We start from the raw sequence: 18,082 nt of genomic DNA, 5'->3' as shown, positions 1-18,082 counted from the left end.
GACATGAGCATCATAAGCACGGTCCTCGAGCAGCCTGCCGAAAGCAAGCTGCTCAGGCATATCGACTGGCGCGGCGCCTTCTGGGTGGCGAGCGGCGTTCCGGCACTGGTCCTGTTTTCCATAGGCGGCATCGCCGGCACGACGGGAACGCTGGCCTTCCTGATCTGGACGGTGTCCATGATCATGGGTTTCCTGCAATCCTTCACCTATGCCGAGATCGCCGGCCTGTTCCCGAACAAGTCCGGCGGCGCCTCGATCTACGGCGCCACGGCCTGGCTGCGCTATTCCAAGTTCATCGCGCCGCTGTCGGTATGGTGCAACTGGTTCGCCTGGTCGCCGGTGCTGTCGCTCGGCTGCTCGATCGCCGCCGCCTATATCCTCAACGCGCTGGCGCCGGTGCCGCTGTTCACCGAGACGTCGCCCGATGTCATCGCCTATATCGCGGCGCATGCCGGAACGGCGCCAGCCGACGCCATCGCGGCGGTGACGGCCGCCGCGACGCCGGCGATCCGCAACTGGACTCTGTTCAGCCACACGCTGGGTCCGGTCTCCTTCACGCTCAACGCGACCTTCTTCATCGGCGCGGTGCTGATGCTGATCATCTTCTCGATCCAGCATCGCGGCATCCTCGGCACTGCCAATGTGCAGAAATATATCGGCCTGCTGGTCATCGTCCCGATGCTGATCGTCGGCGTCGTGCCTATGTTCACCGGGCAGATCAACTGGGCCAACTTCTCGCCGCTGGTGCCGTTGGCCGCCGCCTATGCACCTGAGCCCGGCTCATGGAACATCGCCGGCTGGACCCTCGTGCTCGGCGGCATGTTTATCGCGGCATGGTCGACCTACGGCTTCGAAACCGCCGTCTGCTACACCTCCGAGTTCAAGAACCCCGGTACCGACACCTTCAAGGCCATTTTCTATTCCGGCCTGCTCTGCATGCTCTTGTTCATCCTGGTGCCCTTCACCTTCCAGGGCGTGCTGGGCTTGAACGGCATGCTGGCGACGCCGATCGTCGATGGTTCCGGCGTGGCGGATGCGCTGGCCGGCATGGTCGGTGGCGGCAGGCTCATCCACAGCCTGCTGGTGATGCTGATGATCCTGGCACTGGTGCTGTGCATCATGACGGCGATGGCCGGCTCCTCGCGCACGCTCTACCAGGGCTCGGTCGACGGTTGGCTGCCGCGCTATCTCAGCCATGTCAACGAGCACGGCGCGCCGACGCGGGCCATGTGGACCGATCTCGTCTTCAACCTGATCGTGCTGGCGATCGCCTCGGCCGATGCGACGAGCTTCTTCTTCATCCTCGCCGTGTCGAACTGCGGCTATATCATCTTCAACTTCCTCAACCTCAATGCCGGCTGGATCCATCGCATCGACAACGGCCATATCGCCCGGCCATGGAAAGCTCCGAGCTGGCTGCTGGGGATCGGGGCGATCTTCGCCTACGTCAATGCGATCTTCATGGGCGCCGGCGCCAAGGTGTGGAACCCGATGGCGCTGTGGGCCGGGCTGATCACCGCGGCGCTGATCATCCCGGTGTTCTGCTTCCGCCACTACGTCCAGGACGGCGGCAAGTTCCCCGACCACATGCTGGCCGATCTCGGCATGAGTTCGGCCGATCTCAAGGTCAGGAAGGCCGGCATGCTGCCCTATCTGACGCTGGTCGCCGGCGTGGCGGTGATGCTGCTGGCCAACTGGCTGTTCGTCATCTGACATCGTGCTCGCAAGAAAAGGATCGGGCGCGCTCCGGCGCGCCCGTTTCTTTTCGCGGTGAGCCTCAGCCGGCCTTGCGGATCGTCGCTTTCGCGTCGTCGAAGAACTGGTTCGGCGGCCGCTTCAGGCCGAGATTCTCGCGCAGCGTCGATCCCTCGTATTGCCGCCTGAAGATGCCGCGCCGCTGCAGCTCGGGCACCACCTTCTCGACGAAATCGTCGAGCCCGGCGGGCAGATAGGAAAACATGATGTTGAAGCCGTCCGACCCTTCGGCGACCAGCCATTCCTCCATCTCGTCGGCAATGGTTTGCGGCGTGCCGACGAAGGCGAGACCGGAATAGCCGCCCAGTCTCTGGGCAAGCTGGCGCACAGTGAGATTTTCGTTCCGAGCCAGCTCAATGACGCGTTCGCGGCTGCTCTTGGAGGCATTGGTCTCCGGTATTTCCGGCAAGGCGGCGTCGGGATCAAAGGCCGACGCATCGTGGCCGAGCGCGATGGACAACGAGGCGATGCCGCTCTCGTAATAAACCAGACTGTCGAGCTTGGCGCGCTTGTCCCGCGCTTCATCGACACTGTCGCCAACGATGACGAAGGCGCCAGGCAGGATCTTGATGTCGTCGCGCGAACGGCCGAGTTTTTCCGCGCGGCTTTTGACATCGGCAAAGAAGCGCTGGCCGGCGGCAAGATCGCCATGGGCGGCGAAAATCACCTCGGCCGTCTCCGCGGCCAGCTGCCGCCCCGCTTCCGATGCGCCGGCCTGGACGATGACCGGCCAGCCTTGCACCGGGCGCGCGATGTTGAGCGGACCTCGCACCGATAAATGTTCACCCTTGTGGTCCAGCACATGCAGCCGCGCCGGATCGAAATAGAGCCCACTTTTGGCGTCGCGGATGAACGCATCGTCGGCGAAACTGTCCCACAGGCCGGTCACGACATCATAGAATTCACGCGCCCGATGATATCGCTCGTCATGTTCGACATGTTCGTCCAGCCCGAAATTGAGCGCGGCATCGGGGTTTGACGTGGTGACGATGTTCCAGCCGGCGCGGCCGCCGCTGATATGGTCGAGCGAGGCGAAGCGGCGGGCGATGTGATAGGGCGCGTCGAAGGTCGTCGATGCGGTGGCAACCAGCCCGATATGGTCGGTGACGGCGGCAAGCGCCGACAGCAGCGTGAACGGCTCGAACGACGTCACCGTATGGCTGCGCCGCAGCGCCTCGATCGGCATGTTGAGCACGGCCAGATGGTCGGCCATGAAGAAGGCGTCGAACTTCGCTGCCTCCAGCGTCTGCGCGAACCGCTTCAGATGGGCGAAGTTGAAGTTGGCATCGGGATAGGCGCCCGGATAGCGCCAGGCGCCGGTGTGCAAGCTGACGGGGCGCATGAAGGCGCCGAGCCGCAGTTGCCGTTTTTCTGTCATGGGAAGACATCCTGATGAGGACGAGCGTTGCCGCTCCGATGTCGCTCAGGATGGGACGCCTTCGCGGCACTGGGAAGGAATTCTGTTTTGCGAAACCCTTATCGGGGAGCATTTTTCATCGGCGCGGCGGACCCAACCGCCACGCCGGATCATCCGCCATCGACCGGTGGCGAGACGGATGATCCGATGGAGAGCCGTTCTATTCGGCTGCCAGCGCGAGTCGCGGCCTTTCCGGCTGTTCCGTCATGGCTGCTTCGGCGGCATCCACGTCACGCTTCTTCGGCTCGCGGCCGAAGAACAGGGCGTAGCCCGCAGGCAGTACCAGGATGGTCAGCACGGTGGCGACGAGGATGCCGCCCATCATGGCGTAGGCGAGCGGGCCCCAGAACACGCCGCGCGAGATCGGAATCAGCGCCAGCACCGCCGTCATCGCCGTCAGCACGATCGGCCGGAAGCGGCGCACGGCCGAGCCGATGATCGCTTCAGAGCGTTCCATGCCTCGCGCGATGTCCTGGTCGATCTGGTCGACCAGGATGATCGAGTTGCGCATGATGATGCCGAGCAGCGCGATGACGCCGAGGATGGCGACGAAGCCGAACGGCGCACCGCTGATCAGCAATGCCGCGGCAGCCCCGATGATGCCGAGCGGACCGGTGGCCAGCACCAGCATCGCCTTGCCGAAATGCTGCAGCTGGATCATCAACAGCACAACGATGATGGCCAGCATGATCGGCGCCTTGGCGGCGATGGAAGCCTGGCTTTCCGCCGAATCCTCGGCGCCGCCCTGGATTTCGATCTTGTAACCGGGCGCCAGGCCCGCGCGCAGGTCCTTCATGTCATTGTACATCTTGGTGACGACATCGTTGGACTGCACGCCGTCGGGCAGCGTGGCGCGCACGCTGATGGTCGGCAAGCGGTCGCGGCGCCATTCGATGCCTTGGTCCAGCACCGGAACCACCTTGGCCACCTGCGACAGAGGCACGAAGCCGCCGAAATCGGTCGGGATGTAGACCGAGTCGACCGAGGACAGCAGGCTGCGGCTCGCGTCCGGTTCGCGGGCAACGATGGACACCGTCTCCTCGCCGTCACGGAAGTCGTCGAGCGGCGCACCGGACATTGCCGTCTGCAGCATCTGGCGGATGCGCTGCGAGGTGACGCCGAGCGCGCGGGCGCGATCCTGGTCGATGACCAGCTTCATCGCCGGCACGGGTTCGAGCCAATCGTCATGGACGGCGCCAAGCAACGGATCTTTCTGGAATTTCGCCTTCACCTGGTCGGCGATGCGGCGCACCTCCTGGCGATCCGGCCCCATGACGCGCATCTGCACCGGCCAGCCGGTCGGCGGGCCGAGGAACAGGCGGTCGACCTTGGCACGAACCGAGGGGAAATCCTCGGCCAGAACGGTGCGCAGCTTGACGATCAGCCGCTCGCGGGCCGGCTCGTCATTGGCCATGACAAGCAACTGGGCGAAGTTCGGATTGCGCAGTTGCTGGTCGAGCGGCAGGAAGAAGCGCGGCGCGCCTTCGCCGATATAGGTGGCGATGAAGCGCTTGTCCTTGTCGTCCATCATCTTGGCCTCGAGCGCCTTGGCCTGCACCTCGACCTCCTTGATGCTGGTGCCTTCCGGCAGCCAGAGGTCGACCAGGATTTCCGGCCGGGACGATTGCGGGAAGAAGTTCTGCGGGATGAACTGGAACGCCCACAGGCTGGTGGCGAAGGTCACCAGCGTCATCGCCAGGACGATGATGCGATGGCGCACCGCCCAGCCGACGGTCGAACGCAGCCGCCGATAGAAGCGCGTGTCGAAGGCATCATGATGGCTGCCGGCGTGCTTGCGCTGCTTGAGGATCATGTTGCCGAGCCACGGCGTGAAATACACCGCGACGAACCACGACACGATCAGCGCGATGCCGACGACATAGAACAGCGTGCGCACATATTCGCCCGCAGTAGAGGCAGCAAAGCCGACGGGAATAAAGCCGGCCGTGGTGATGAGCGTGCCGGTCAGCATCGGGAAGGCAGTCGAGGAATAGGCGAAGCTCGCCGCCTCGACCTTGACCAGCCCCTCCTCCAGCTTTCGTTCCATCATCTCGACGACGATCATGGCGTCGTCGACGAGCAGGCCGAGCGCGATGATCAGGGCGCCCAGCGAAATGCGCTGCAGGTCGATGCCGAGTTCGTACATGATGGCGAAAGTGGCGGCCAGAACCAGCGGAATGGCGATGGCGATGACCAGGCCCGAACGCCAGCCAATAGACAGGAAGGAGACGACAAGCACGATCAGCAGCGCTTCGCCGAGCGCGTGCATGAATTCGGCCACCGCATCCGTGACGACGCCCGGCTGGTCGGAAATCTGGTCGACCGACACGCCATAGGGCAGCGTCTCCTCGAAGCGCTTATAGGTCGCCTCGACGTCCTTGCCGACATCGGTGACCTTGAAACCCTTGGCCATGACGACGCCAAGCTGCACGCTGTCGTGGCCGTTGAAACGGTATTTACGCTGGAAGGGATCTTCGAGCCCGGAGGTCACGGTGGCGATGTCGCCGAGCCTGGTGACCTGGCCACCGGCGCGCAGGCGCAGTTCGCGGATGTCGGCGGCCTTGGTGACGTCGCCTTCGACCGAGATGCGCACCGAATTGATGCCGGTGTCGACGGAACCGGCCGGATCGACATTGTTCTGGCCCTTGATCGCGTTCTGCAGGTCGGGAAGCGTCAGGCCGCGTTCGGCCAGCGCCTTGGACGAAACGTCGATATAGAGCTTTTCGGGCTGGTCGCCGATGATAACAGCCTTTTCGACGCCGGGCGTCGTCAAAAGCATGTCGCGCGCCTGGATGGCGAATTTCTTCAGCTCGGGATAGGAGAACCCGTCGCCGCTGATCGAATGCAGCGTGATGAAGGTGTCACCGAACTCGTCGTTGAAATAGGGGCCAAGCAGGCCTTGCGGAAGGTCGCCTGATATGTCGCCGACCTTCTTGCGCACCTGATAGAAGGCGTCCGTCACCTCGGCGGTATTGGTGTCGCCCTTGATTTGCACCGTGATGATGGCGCTGCCGGCGCGGGTGAAGGAGCGCACGAAGTCGAGATGCGGCGTCTCCTGCAGTTTGCGTTCGATCTTATTGACGACCTGGTCTTCCATCTCCTGGATCGAGGAGCCCGGCCAGATCGCCTGCACGACCATGACGCGGAAGGTGAAGTCTGGATCCTCCTTCTGGCCCATGCGCATCAGGCCGAGCGCGCCGGCGATGATGATCAGCCCGAACAGGAACCGCGCGATCGAGGGATGGCCGATGGCCCAACGCGAAAGGTTGAAGGGTCGCTTTTCTTCAGTGGAGGTCGTCATCGGTAGTGGTCCACTTTGCTTGGTTGCCGGCGCCTGGTGCTGCGAAGAAGCGCGGCGCGCGAAACGAAATCATCTGCGTTCGATACTGGCTTCCGGGCGGCGAGGCTTTCCGAGCGGAGAGACACTCATCGCGGTGGGACGCGAAGATCGATGTGGGGGTACATCGGCCTAGACGTCTCGACCTTCGGGCGCACGCCGCCCGGAAACCTGCGGCCGCGGAAACGCGCGGCCGATCTGTCTGTCGTCAGCGCAGCCGACTGGCGTCATCGCCGCCGGCGGAGGCGGACTGCTGTGCCACGCCGCCGGCGAGTTTCACCTTCAGATTTTCGGTCATGAACTGCGTGCCGGCAGCGACCACGACATCCCCGGGCTTCAATCCCTCGGCGACACGCACGCCATCGGCGGCGAACTCAGCAACCTTGACTGGGCGGGCATGAACGGTGTCGGCGCCACGGTCGACGGTCCAGACGATCGACTGACTGTCTTTTTCAGCGAGCGCACTGAGCGGGATCGATACGAGCTGCTTTTCATTGGCCGCGGATGCCTCGATATTGGCGGTCATGCCGAGAAGCACGCGCTGGTCGTTGGGCAGGCTGACACGGACGGCGAACGTGCGAGATTGCGGATCGGCGCTGCCGGCAACCTCGCGGACCTTGCCGTCGAGCGTCAGCTTGTTGTCGGACCAGAACCCCGTCTTGACGAGCTTGCCCGGCTTGAACTCGGCGATCTCCATTTCCGGCACAGCGATCAGCACTTCCTTTTCGCCGTCGACCGCGACGGTGACCACAGGCGTACCGGAGCCAACCACCTGGCCGACATCGGCGTTGACCGCGGTGACGATGCCGTCCCTGTCAGCCTTGAGATCGGTATAGCCGACCTGATTCCTGGCCTGGTCGAGCGACGAGCGGGCGGAGTCGCGCGTGGCGACAGCCTGGTCATAGGTCAGCGTCGCCTGCTCGAGCTGCGATTTCGGCGCAAAGTTCTTGGCAAAGAGCTGCTCCGCGCGCTTGCGGGCGAGCTCTGTTGTCTCGACCTGCCGCTCGGCGGCATCGAGGGCTGCTTGCGCGCTCTTCACCGAAAGGTCGTAATCGGTGGGGTCGATGCGGGCGAGCACATCACCCGGCACCACATGCTGGCCGATATCGACGAGGCGCTCGGTGATCTTGCCGTTGACGCGGAAAGCCAGGGCGCTTTCGGTGCGGGCCCGCACCGATCCGGAATAGGATAGTGTGCGGGTGTCATGCGCCTGGGCGATCTCGACGACCTTGACCGGGCGAATGATATCCTTGACTTCGGCTTTTTCCTGCGAGCAGCCGGCCAGCCCGAGCGCCGCGACGATCAGGCCGGCAACTGGCAGCTTACGAAGGATGGAATTGGACAAAGACATCTTGGTACTCCGACTGGAGATGAATGGTCGACACCGGCTGGCAGGGGACTATTTCAGGGCCTTGATTGCATAATCGATAAGGTCGTCGGGCATTGCCCGATTGGTCTTGGCAAGGCACTGCGCCACCATTTGCGGATGGCACAGGATGACGGTGGCGGCGCCGAAGCAGCGCGACGCGATCACCGGATCCTGTTGCCTGAACTCACCGGCCTCGATGCCGTCGCGGATCACCTCCGCGAACAAATCGTGGATGCTGTCGACATGCTTGTCGATGACGCCCCAGTCCCGTTCGAGCGCGATGATGACCATTTCATGGACCTTCTGCTCGTCGAGCATGACTTCCATGGTCATCTTGTATTGCGCATGGATGTAGCGCCGAAGCCGCTCCTCCGCGCTGATCGGCAGGTGCATAATCTCGTAAGCCATCTTGTAGCTTGCACCGAGCATGCGGCCGCAGACGGCTTGGTGGATTTCAACCTTGGAAGCGAAGAAACGGTAGATGTTAGCGGGCGACATGCCGAGTTCGCGGGCGATGTCGGCGACATTGGTCTTGCCGTAGCCATAGTGCCGGAACAGGCGCTCGGCGCAGTCGAGAATGCGCGTCACATTCTCCTGTCTGGCGGCATCGGCGACTAGGTTGGCGGCTTCGGACATGATTCTCTGTTGTTTTATAAGTGACGAATTTCAACTTTCGTCACTCGTAAATCGTAGAATGCGAGATGTCAACGCAAAATCGACGTACGCGTACAAGATAGTGACAGATAGTGACATTCCACAGACGTCACCAAGCGGCCCAAGGATGCAGGCAGCTCAAAAAATATTTTCGGATGAGGAGGCCTGGCCTTCAGGCGACCTTGGCCATTTCCCGCAGCAGGAATTTTTGGATCTTGCCCGTCGAGGTTTTTGGGATTTCAGCGAAAATCACAGCTTTCGGCACTTTGAAGCGGGCAAGCAGCGCGCGGCAATGCTCGATGATCTCGGCCTCGGTCGCGGTCTTGCCGGGCTTCAGCTCGACATAGGCAACCGGCACCTCGCCCCATTTGTCGTCAGCGCGCGCCACCACGCCGCAAGAGGCGACGGCCGGGTGCTTGTAGAGCGCGTCCTCGACTTCGATCGAAGAAATGTTCTCGCCGCCCGAAATGATGATGTCCTTGGAGCGGTCCTTGAGCTGGATGTAACCGTCGGGATGCATGACGCCGAGATCGCCGGAGTGGAACCAGCCGCCGGCAAAGGCTTCTTCGCTGGCCTTGCGATTCCTGAGATAGCCCTTCATGACGATGTTGCCGCGGAACATCACCTCGCCGATGGTTTCGCCGTCGGCTGGCGTTACCTGCATCGTCTCAGGGTCCATGACGGCAAGCCCTTCGAGCGCAGCGTAGCGCACGCCCTGCCTTGCCTTCTTGGCGCTGCGCTCGCCCTTTGCGAGACCGTCCCATTCGCCGTGCCATTCGTTGACCACCGCCGGGCCGTAGGTCTCGGTCAGCCCATAGAGATGGGTGACGGCGAAGCCGGCATCGGCCATGCCCGACAGCACCGCTTCCGGCGGCGGGGCGGCGGCGGTGTTGAAGGTGACGGTCTGCGCGAACGCGCGCTTGTCTTCATCCTTCGCGTTGATCAGCACGGACATGACGACCGGCGCACCGCAGAGATGGGTGACGCCATGGTCGGCAATGGCGTCGTAGATCGGCTTCGGCCGCACCCAGCGCAGGCAGAGATGGGTGCCGGCCTGGACGGCGAGCGTCCAGGGAAAGCACCAGCCATTGCAATGGAACATCGGCAGCGTCCAAAGATAGACGGCATGCTTTGCCATGCCGGCATGGATGGTGTTGGTGTAGGCCATCAGCGCCGCGCCGCGATGGTGGTAGACGACGCCCTTCGGATTGCCCGTCGTGCCCGAAGTGTAGTTGAGCGAGATGGCATCCCATTCGTCGTCTGGCATCGACCAGGCGAAATGCTCGTCGCCGCTAGCAACAAAACCCTCATAATCAATCGTGCCGATCCGCTCCCCCTTCGGATAGGGCGCGTCGGCGGCGTAATCGGGATCGTCGTAGTCGATGACCTGCGGCTTGACCTTGGCCAGATCGAGCGCTTGCCGGACGACGCCGGAGAATTCGCGATCGACGATCAGCACCTTGGTCTCGGCATGGTCGAGCTGGAAGGCAATGACCGCGGCATCGAGGCGCGTGTTGAGCGAGTGCAGCACCGCCTTGGTCATCGGCACGCCGAAATGTGCCTCGAGCATTGGCGGCGTATTGGACAGCATGACGGTGACCGTGTCGCCCTTGCCGATGCCACGCTTGTGCAACGCCGAGGCGAGCTTAAGCGAACGAAGCCAGAAATCGCGATAGCTGATGCGCTGGCGGCCGTGGATGATGGCGATATGGTCCGGATAGGTCTTGGCCGCGCGTTCCAGATAGGTGAGCGGCGTCAGCGGCTGGTGGTTGGCCGCGTTCCTGTCGAGATCCTGTTCGTAGGGATTTCCCATCCCGGCCTCCCCAAAGTCCTTTTCGAGCTTTCTAACCTTAGGGACCTCGTCAGGCTATCCCCCTGAATGGCCGAAAAATGCTATGCTATGCAGGCTTTGTAGAACGGCTATCCCGCGTAAGCCTTGCTGAGAGGCGATCGCGTCCACGCATCGCAATTTGACTTTTGTCGAGAGCCGTGACTAATGTCAGCCGAGGAGACGGCATGGCGATCCGACCGGCAGAACAGCTCATCCACAAGGCCGCCTGGCTCTACTATGCGCACGGCCTGCGCCAAGACCAGGTGGCGAGCCAGCTTAACATTTCCCGGGCTTCGGTGGCCATGTATCTGCGCAAGGCGCGCGAGACCGGCATCGTCAACATCTCGACCTCGACCCAGCTTTTCACCGACGACGTGATGGCGCGCCAGCTCGAGGACGCCTTGGGGCTCGACGCGGTCTGGATCGCACCGGAAAACGGCCACATACCGGACCCGTCGACGGACATCGCGGTGCTGGCGGCGAGCGTCTTCCTCGAACTGGTGAAGAAGGGCGACCGCATCGGCGTTGCCTGGGGCCGCACCGTCTACACGATCGCCGACATCATGTCCTATGCCGACCTGCAGGATGTCACGGTGGTGCAGCTCTGCGGCAATCTCGGCGCGCCCTACTCCTACCGGCCCGACCAGTGCACGATGGAGATCGCGCGGCGGCTCAATGCCAAGGGCCTCAACTTCTACGCCCCGCTGGTGCTGTCGACGGAAGAGTTGGCACGGGCTCTACGGGACGAACCGGTGATCCGCGAGCAATTGTCGGGAATCAGAGACTGCGATCTGGCGCTCTACTCGGTCGGCGCGGTCGATGCCGACAGCCATCTGGTCAAATGCGGCGCCCTGACATCAGGCGAGATGGCGGAACTGCGCAGTCGAGGCGCCGCCGGGGTCATTGCCGGGCAGATCATCGACGCCGATGGCAATGTGCTCGATTGCAGCTACAACCGCCGCGTCATCTCCGCCGAACTGGCCTCGCTGCGCGCCATCGCCAGGCGGCTGATGGTCGTGCAGGAGGACAGCAAGTTCGAACCGCTGCTGGCGGCGATCACTGGGGGACTTTGCACGCATCTGGTGGTCGGCGCGCACATGGCGCAGCGGCTGCTCGATCATGCCGGAGCGGCGCTTAAAAAAGCATCCTGAGAAAGCAACCCTTCGCCGGCGCATCGTCATCAGGGCGTCGCCGCATTCCTGTTTCACCATCCAAAGACAGCAACTGGACGAACCGAACATGAAGAATTTGTGGAACGACGACACGGCCGAGAAACTCGTTGCCGACTACGCCAAGAAGGGTGTCGGCCGCGACCTCGCCTTACGTGTCTACACGACGCGGCTTTTGGGCGGCGTGCCGCAGCTGGTCCTGCATGGCGGCGGCAACACGTCCTGCAAGACCAAGGCGACCGACCTCGTCGGCGACGAATGGGATGTGCTGTGCGTCAAGGGCAGCGGCTGGGACATGGCCGTCATCGAGCCGCAAGGCCTGCCGGCGGTCAAGATGGGCGCTCTGCTCAAGGCGCGCGCGCTGGAAAAACTCTCCGACGAGGACATGGTCGCGCTGCAGCGGGCGAACCTCATCGACCCCGCCTCGCCCAACCCGTCGGTGGAGACGCTGCTGCATGCCTTCCTGCCGCACAAATTCGTCGACCACACCCATTCGACCGCCATCCTGGCCATCGTCGACCAGGAAGACAGCAAGCCGCTGGTGAAGACGGTGTTCGGGAACAAGATGGGCTACGTGCCCTACATCATGCCGGGCTTCGATCTCGCCAAGGCGGCGGCCGACGTCTTTGACGCCGACCCTACAGTTGAAGGCCTGATCCTCGACAAGCACGGCATCTTCACCTTCGGCGACGATGCCAAACAGGCCTACGACCGGATGATCCACTATGTGAATGTCGCCGAGGAGTATGTGGCCAAGCACGCCAAGCCGAAAGCGGCAAAGGCAGCACTCCCGGCAAAGCTCGCAACGCCGGCATCCATCGCACCGATGCTGCGCGGCGCTGTTGCGTTTGCGCGCGGCGAAGGCCGCTTCGACCGCATGATCTCTGACTTCCGCACCTCCGACGCGATCGTCGATTTCATCAATTCGGCCGAGATCGCCGACTATGCCGGACGCGGCGTGTCGACACCGGATCTGTCGATCCGCATCAAGACCGGCCCGATGGCGTTGCCGGCACCCGACGCCGACAAGGTCGGCGAATACAAGGCCGTGATCAAGAGCCATGTCGACGCCTTCGCCAGGGACTACCGCGCCTATTTCGAGACCAATGACGCCCTCGACGAGGTCAGGCGCACCATGCTCGACCCGATGCCGCGGCTGACGCTGGTGCCGGGGCTCGGCATGTTCGGCCACGGGCGCACGCTGAAGGATGCCAGGATCGCGTCGGATGTCGGCGAAATGTGGATCGAGGCAGTGCGCGGCGCCGAGGCGGTCGGCCGTTTCCATCCGCTGTCCAAGGCCGACCTGTTCCCGCTCGAATACTGGTCGCTGGAACAGGCCAAGCTCGCCTCGAACAAGCCGAAGCCGCTGACCGGCCAGGTGGTGCTGATCACCGGCGGCGCCGGCGCGATCGGTGCGGCAACCGCAAAACTGTTCGCCGACAACGGCGCTCATGCCGTCGTTGTCGATCTCGATGCGGACAAGGCAGCCGAGGCGGCGAAGAAGGCCGGCAACAATTCGATCGGCGTCGCCGCCGACATCACCGACCCGCGGCAAGTGCGTGCCGCCTTCGACAGAGCGGTCGCCGTCTTCGGCGGCGTCGACATATTGGTGTCGAATGCGGGGGCGGCCTGGGAAGGCCGGATCGGCGAACTCGACGACGCGCTGCTGCGCAGGAGTTTCGAGCTCAACTTCTTCGCCCACCAGTCGGTGGCGCAGAACGCGGTGCGCATCATGCTCGAACAGGGCACCGGCGGCGTGCTCCTGTTCAATACCTCCAAGCAGGCGGTCAATCCGGGCCCGAAATTCGGCGCCTATGGCGTGCCGAAGGCGGCGACGCTGTTCCTGTCCAGGCAATATGCGCTCGACTACGGCGCCCACGGCATCCGTTCGAATGCCGTCAACGCCGACCGCATCCGCTCCGGCCTTTTGACGGACGCCATGATCGCCAGCCGCTCGGGCGCGCGCGGTGTCTCGGAGAAGGAATACATGTCCGGCAATCTGCTTGGCCAGGAAGTGACGGCGCAGGACGTGGCGCAGGCTTTCCTGCATCACGCGCTGGCCGAACGGACCACCGCCGACGTGACGACCGTCGATGGCGGCAACATCGCGGCGGCGCTGCGGTAGGGGCAAATCCCTATCTTCTTATCCCCTGCCGCGAGGCAGGGGATAATGATACGAACGCTAGAATCCTAACAAATCTTGTTAGTTCTTGTTAGGCGCGCTATATAGTCGGCATGAAAGCCGAACCGATGCGCACCCTCACTGTTTCCCTTACCGCGCAACAGGCCGCTCGCCTGCAAAGCGCCATTGAAGGCGGCGGATATGCCTCCAACAGCGAGATTGTTCGAGACGCCTTGCGGCTCTGGGAGCAGCGCGAGGAATTGCGCGCCTTGGAGCTCGAGCACCTGAAGCGCGCCTATGCCGACGGCATGACCAGCGGCAAGCCGGTGGAAGTCGACCCCGCCGAGTTTCTACACAGTCTGAAGGCAGAACGCCGCGCCCGTGGCTAGATATCGGCTCACACCTCGCGCCTCGCAGGATTTGCGAGACATCTGGGATACGATTGCAATCGACAATGAAAAGGCAGCGGACAAGCTGCTGATGCGCATCTTTGACAAGCTGGAACTGGCGGTCCAACAGCCCAAAATGGGGACGGCCCGGCCGGAATTGAGCGTGACGGCCCGCGTGCTCATCGAAGGCCGCTATATCGTCATTTAAGAACCGCAGCCGAACGGCGTCCTGGTCGTGGCGATTGTCCACGGAATGCGCGATCCGGAACACTGGCTGTAAAATTGAAAGGCCATATGAAAAGGGCGGCTCGTGGCCGCCCTTTCGCCGTCATCAGACCCGCACTTACTTCGCGTTCGGGTTCGGCATCCAGGCGGGCATGGCGACATCGGCATGGGCGAACTGCGGCAGCTTGGCCGACAGGTCTTCCATGTTTTTGATGTCCTTGTCGATCAGCTCCTTTTGGGTGATCAGCGTCGGCGGCACGATGACGTTGTGGCCGGGATCTTCACCAGCGAGCAGCTGCGCCAGAGCGCGCACAGAGACCTGGCCGACCACAGCCGGATTGGTCGCCGCGGTCGCGGCCCAGGCACTGTCGGACTCGCGCATCGCTGATATGTCGGACGTCGAAATGTCAGCCGAATAGATCTTGATGCCCTTGTTCAGGCCGGCCTCGTCGACCGCGATCTTCACGCCCTTGGCGAATTCGTCATAGGGGGCGAACATCACCTTGATGTCGGGGTGAGCCGACAGCACCGAACGCGCCTGGTTGGCGACGGAGTTGGCGATGGGATTGTCCAATGTGCCGAACATCGCGACTTCCTTGATGCCGGCATATTTCTTCTTCACGTCCACCCAGGTCTCGTTGCGGCGGTCGAGCGGCGCGATGCCGGCGACATAGACGTAGCCGGCGTTCCAGCTTTCGCCATTGTCCTTGACCGCCTGTTCGAGCGCGAGGCGAGCAAGGTCGCGGTCGGACTGTTCGATCTGCGGGATCTTGGGGTTTTCGACGTTGACGTCGAAAGCCACCACCTTGATGCCGGCGTCGACCGCACGCTGGGCGGCGTCCTTCATCGATTCCGTCAGGCCGTGCTGGATGATGATACCCTGGACGCCGAGCGCGATGGCCTGGTCGACCATGTCGGATTGGAGGGCGGCATCCTGGCGGCTGTCGAGCACGCGCAGGTCGATGCCGAGCGCCTTCGACTGTGCCTCGACGCCCGAGAGATAGGCCTGGAAGAAGTCACCGGTCGAGAGATAGCGCACCAGCGCGATCTTGACGCCGGGCTTGTCGAACGGCGCCGGCTTGTCAGCGGCCAACGCCGGGAACTGCATCAGCATGGTTGCGCCGGCCAGCCCGAGCGCCGCTTTCCCCAGAAGTCTTCTTGTGATGTTCACCTTGTTTTCCTCCACTCTTGTTGAACCCAAATCCTGTCCGGCCGAAACTATCCCCTGCCCCTGCCGGAAAGGGCAAAAGTGAAGACAAGGGCGACGACCAGAACCACGCCCTTGACGAAATCCTGCGTGTAGTAAGGCGCGTTCATCATCGTCAGGCCTTGCAGCAAGATCCCGACGAACAGCGCGCCGACGGCGGTGCCAAAGGCGTTCGGCTTGGCGGCACCGAGCACCGCGTAGCCGATCAGCGCCGCGGCAACCGCATCGAGCAGCAGATTATTACCCGAGGCGATGTCGCCGCGTCCAAGCCGGGCGGCGAGCAAGATGCCGCCAATCGAGGCAAAAACTCCTGAAATGACGTAGGCCCAGATCTTGTAGGCCTTGACAGGCGCACCGGCGAGTTCGGCGGCGCGCTCATTGCTGCCGACGGCGTACATCATGCGGCCGAAGCGTGTGTATTCAAGAAAAAACCAGATCAGCACCGCCAGCACGAGCAGCACGACCACCGACACCGGGATGAGGTTCGGGATAAAGAAGTCGAAGCGGTGGCGACCAAGCGCAAGGAAGGCATCGCCGAATTTGCCATTGGCGACCGAGCCGTCGGGCATGGTCATGCCGGTGGCGATCGAGCGGCCCTCGGTCGGGATGCGCTGCAGGCCGACAAGCAGGAACATCATGCCGAGCGTCGCCAGGAGGTCGGGCACCCGCATATAGACGATCAGCCAGCCATTGATCAGGCCGACAATGGCGCCGATGAGCAGGCAGACGACGACCGCGACGACGGCGTTCTGCTCCAGCACCACCATCACATAGGCGGCCGCCATCATGGCCGAGGTGGCGACCGAGCCGATCGACAGGTCAAAGCCGCCGACGACCAGCGTGGCGGTGACGCCGAGCGCCAGCACGCCGGTGATGGCGACCGACTGGAAGATGAAGACGGCACTTTGCGGCGAGACGAAACCGTCGGCGGCGATCGCGAAATAGGCGACGAGTCCGAACAGGAGAACGATGAATCCATAGCGGATGGCGTGGTCGCGCAGCGTCATGCAGCGCTCCCCGGCGCCGCTTTCGTTTTTACCCAACTCGAAACCATGGTCTCTCCGTTCCATTTCCATCGACCGCCACGCTCAGGCAGCGCTGTGCAGCGGCCCGCCGGCTACCTCGGCCAGCAGGCGATCGAGATCGACCTCGGCGTTGCGGTGTTCGCCGACGATTGTGTGCTCCGACATCACCAGGATGCGATCGGCTGTCTCCAGCGCCTCGTCGAGTTCGGTGACGAACAAAAGCGTCGCGCGGCCATTGGCGCTTGCCCTGAGCTTGGCGGCGATGTCGCGCCTGGCCGAAATGTCGACGCCCTGGAACGGCTCGTCGAGGATGAACAGCGCGGCATTCTGCGCCATCCAGCGGGCGACCATCACCTTCTGCTGGTTGCCGCCCGACAATGCCGACATCTCATCCTTCTCGGAGCGGCAGACGATGCTGAGTTGCTCGATCTGCCGGCGCGCGGTGGCGCGTTCCAGGCGGCGCTTGAGCACGCCCAGATTCGACATCCGCTTCAGGAACGGCAAGCTGACATTGCGCTCGATGTTGAAGCCACCGACTATGCCGCTTGTGGCGCGATCCTTGGCGACGAGAAACACGCCAGCGGCGATTGCCTCGCTGGCCGAGCGCGGCGCATAGGACTTGCCGTTCATGGTCATGGTGCCGGCGAGCGGCTTGCGCACGCCAAACAGCGTTTCGGCAAGTGCCGTCTTGCCGACACCGACGAGCCCGGTGATGGCCACTACCTCGCCGTCGCCGAGCGTCAGCGAGATCGGCTTGGCGCCCTGCCCGATGCGCAGGCCTTCGACAGTCAGGACCGCCTTGGCAGAGTTTCTGGCGACGATCTGGTCGAGATGGATCTTGCGGCCGAGCATGGCGTTGACCGCGCCTTCATAGTCGAGCGGCTTGGTGTCGAAGACGCCCGAAATGACGCCGTCGCGCATCGAGACGATGCGGTCGGCAAGCCGCCTGATATCAGACATGCGATGCGAGATGTAGAGGATGGCCACGCCTTGCTCGCGCAACCTGTCGATCAGCGTGAACAGCCGGTCGGCTTCGGCGCTGGAGAGCGAGGAAGTCGGCTCGTCGAGGATCAGCACTTTCGGCTGGTGCGCCAAGGCACGGGCAATCGCCACCATCTGGCGATCGGCCAGCGAAAGATCGCTGACGCGCGCCTTCAAATCGATGGCCAGTCCCATGCGGTCGGCGACAGCCTTGGCCTCACGGCGCACGCGGGCCGGATTGAACAGGGTCGGCACGCCCCGACCGCTCAGCCTGTCCAGCGTAAGATTGGTGGCGACATCGAGATCGGCCACGACACCATCATTGATGTTCTGATGGACGGTGACGACGCCGGCGCGGATCGCTTCCGCGGGGGTATTCGGCGCGAAATCCTGGTCGGCAAGCGTCATGGTGCCGCCACCGCGTTCGTAGACACCGCTGACGATCTTGACGAGGGTGGATTTGCCGGCGCCGTTGGCGCCCATCAGCACGGTCACTTCGCCGGCATGGAGGTCCAGCGAGACGCCGCCGAGCACCTCGTTGCGGCCAAAGGATTTCCTCAGTCCCTCTACGCGGAACACGGCATTGCCGACCATGCGTTCC

The 18,082-nt window shown here is 63.2% G+C and carries 13 protein-coding genes; 5 read left to right on the top strand and 8 right to left on the bottom strand.

Annotated features, from left to right (window positions below; genetic code table 11):
- The first annotated feature begins 3 nt into the window (after positions 1 to 3).
- Complete coding sequence (locus JT360_RS10055) at positions 4 to 1,713, top strand: trimethylamine N-oxide permease (RefSeq protein WP_214471366.1); 1,710 nt, start codon at positions 4 to 6, stop codon at positions 1,711 to 1,713.
- 64 nt (positions 1,714 to 1,777) lie between these two features.
- Here JT360_RS10055 and JT360_RS10050 read toward each other — a convergent pair whose 3' ends face one another.
- The 5 genes from JT360_RS10050 to JT360_RS10030 all read right to left on the bottom strand — a co-directional run bounded on the left by JT360_RS10050 (position 1,778) and on the right by JT360_RS10030 (position 10,345).
- Positions 1,778 to 3,133 (bottom strand): LLM class flavin-dependent oxidoreductase, encoded by a 1,356-nt coding sequence (locus JT360_RS10050; protein ID WP_214471365.1) that lies wholly within the window; start codon positions 3,131 to 3,133, stop codon positions 1,778 to 1,780.
- A 199-nt stretch (positions 3,134 to 3,332) separates the two neighbouring features.
- Positions 3,333 to 6,473 carry an efflux RND transporter permease subunit gene (locus tag JT360_RS10045; RefSeq protein WP_214471364.1) on the bottom strand — a complete coding sequence of 1,047 codons (3,141 nt, stop codon included), beginning with the start codon at positions 6,471 to 6,473 and terminating at the stop codon, positions 3,333 to 3,335.
- Between the two features lie 244 nt (positions 6,474 to 6,717).
- Positions 6,718 to 7,860, bottom strand: coding sequence for an efflux RND transporter periplasmic adaptor subunit (locus JT360_RS10040; protein WP_214471363.1), 1,143 nt, complete (start codon positions 7,858 to 7,860; stop codon positions 6,718 to 6,720).
- A 48-nt stretch (positions 7,861 to 7,908) separates the two neighbouring features.
- Positions 7,909 to 8,514 carry a TetR/AcrR family transcriptional regulator gene (locus tag JT360_RS10035; protein ID WP_214471362.1) on the bottom strand — a complete coding sequence of 202 codons (606 nt, stop codon included), beginning with the start codon at positions 8,512 to 8,514 and terminating at the stop codon, positions 7,909 to 7,911.
- Between the two features lie 190 nt (positions 8,515 to 8,704).
- Positions 8,705 to 10,345, bottom strand: coding sequence for an acyl-CoA synthetase (locus JT360_RS10030; RefSeq protein ID WP_214471361.1), 1,641 nt, complete (start codon positions 10,343 to 10,345; stop codon positions 8,705 to 8,707).
- Positions 10,346 to 10,548: 203 nt separating this feature from the next.
- Here JT360_RS10030 and JT360_RS10025 point away from each other — a divergent pair, with 203 nt between their 5' ends.
- The 4 genes from JT360_RS10025 (at position 10,549) to JT360_RS10010 (ending at position 14,251) form a co-directional block, all read left to right on the top strand.
- Complete coding sequence (locus tag JT360_RS10025; RefSeq protein ID WP_214471360.1) at positions 10,549 to 11,514, top strand: sugar-binding transcriptional regulator; 966 nt, start codon at positions 10,549 to 10,551, stop codon at positions 11,512 to 11,514.
- Between the two features lie 88 nt (positions 11,515 to 11,602).
- Positions 11,603 to 13,657, top strand: a complete 2,055-nt coding sequence (locus tag JT360_RS10020) for a bifunctional aldolase/short-chain dehydrogenase (protein ID WP_214471359.1) — start codon at positions 11,603 to 11,605, stop codon at positions 13,655 to 13,657.
- 125 nt (positions 13,658 to 13,782) lie between these two features.
- On the top strand, positions 13,783 to 14,043 hold the full coding sequence (locus JT360_RS10015) for a type II toxin-antitoxin system ParD family antitoxin (RefSeq protein ID WP_250888697.1): 261 nt from the start codon (positions 13,783 to 13,785) through the stop codon (positions 14,041 to 14,043).
- Positions 14,036 to 14,251: a type II toxin-antitoxin system RelE/ParE family toxin gene (locus JT360_RS10010; protein WP_352127009.1), complete on the top strand. Its 216-nt coding sequence runs from the start codon at positions 14,036 to 14,038 to the stop codon at positions 14,249 to 14,251. The genes JT360_RS10015 and JT360_RS10010 overlap by 8 nt, the downstream gene beginning before the upstream one ends.
- A 135-nt stretch (positions 14,252 to 14,386) precedes the next feature.
- Here the strand turns inward: JT360_RS10010 and JT360_RS10005 are convergent, their stop codons facing one another.
- From JT360_RS10005 to JT360_RS09995, 3 genes are all read right to left on the bottom strand, one after another.
- Positions 14,387 to 15,439: a substrate-binding domain-containing protein gene (locus tag JT360_RS10005; protein WP_214471357.1), complete on the bottom strand. Its 1,053-nt coding sequence runs from the start codon at positions 15,437 to 15,439 to the stop codon at positions 14,387 to 14,389.
- Positions 15,440 to 15,486: 47 nt separating this feature from the next.
- The gene (locus JT360_RS10000) at positions 15,487 to 16,482 is read right to left on the bottom strand and encodes an ABC transporter permease (protein WP_091576572.1); all 996 of its coding nucleotides are present in this window, start codon (positions 16,480 to 16,482) and stop codon (positions 15,487 to 15,489) included.
- Positions 16,483 to 16,563: 81 nt separating this feature from the next.
- Positions 16,564 to 18,075, bottom strand: a complete 1,512-nt coding sequence (locus JT360_RS09995; RefSeq protein ID WP_214471395.1) for a sugar ABC transporter ATP-binding protein — start codon at positions 18,073 to 18,075, stop codon at positions 16,564 to 16,566.
- Positions 18,076 to 18,082 lie beyond the last annotated feature (7 nt).

This window comes from Mesorhizobium sp. dw_380, assembly GCF_018588885.1.
Lineage (GTDB): Bacteria > Pseudomonadota > Alphaproteobacteria > Rhizobiales > Rhizobiaceae > Mesorhizobium.
This window is presented reverse-complemented; position numbering and strand designations above follow the sequence as displayed.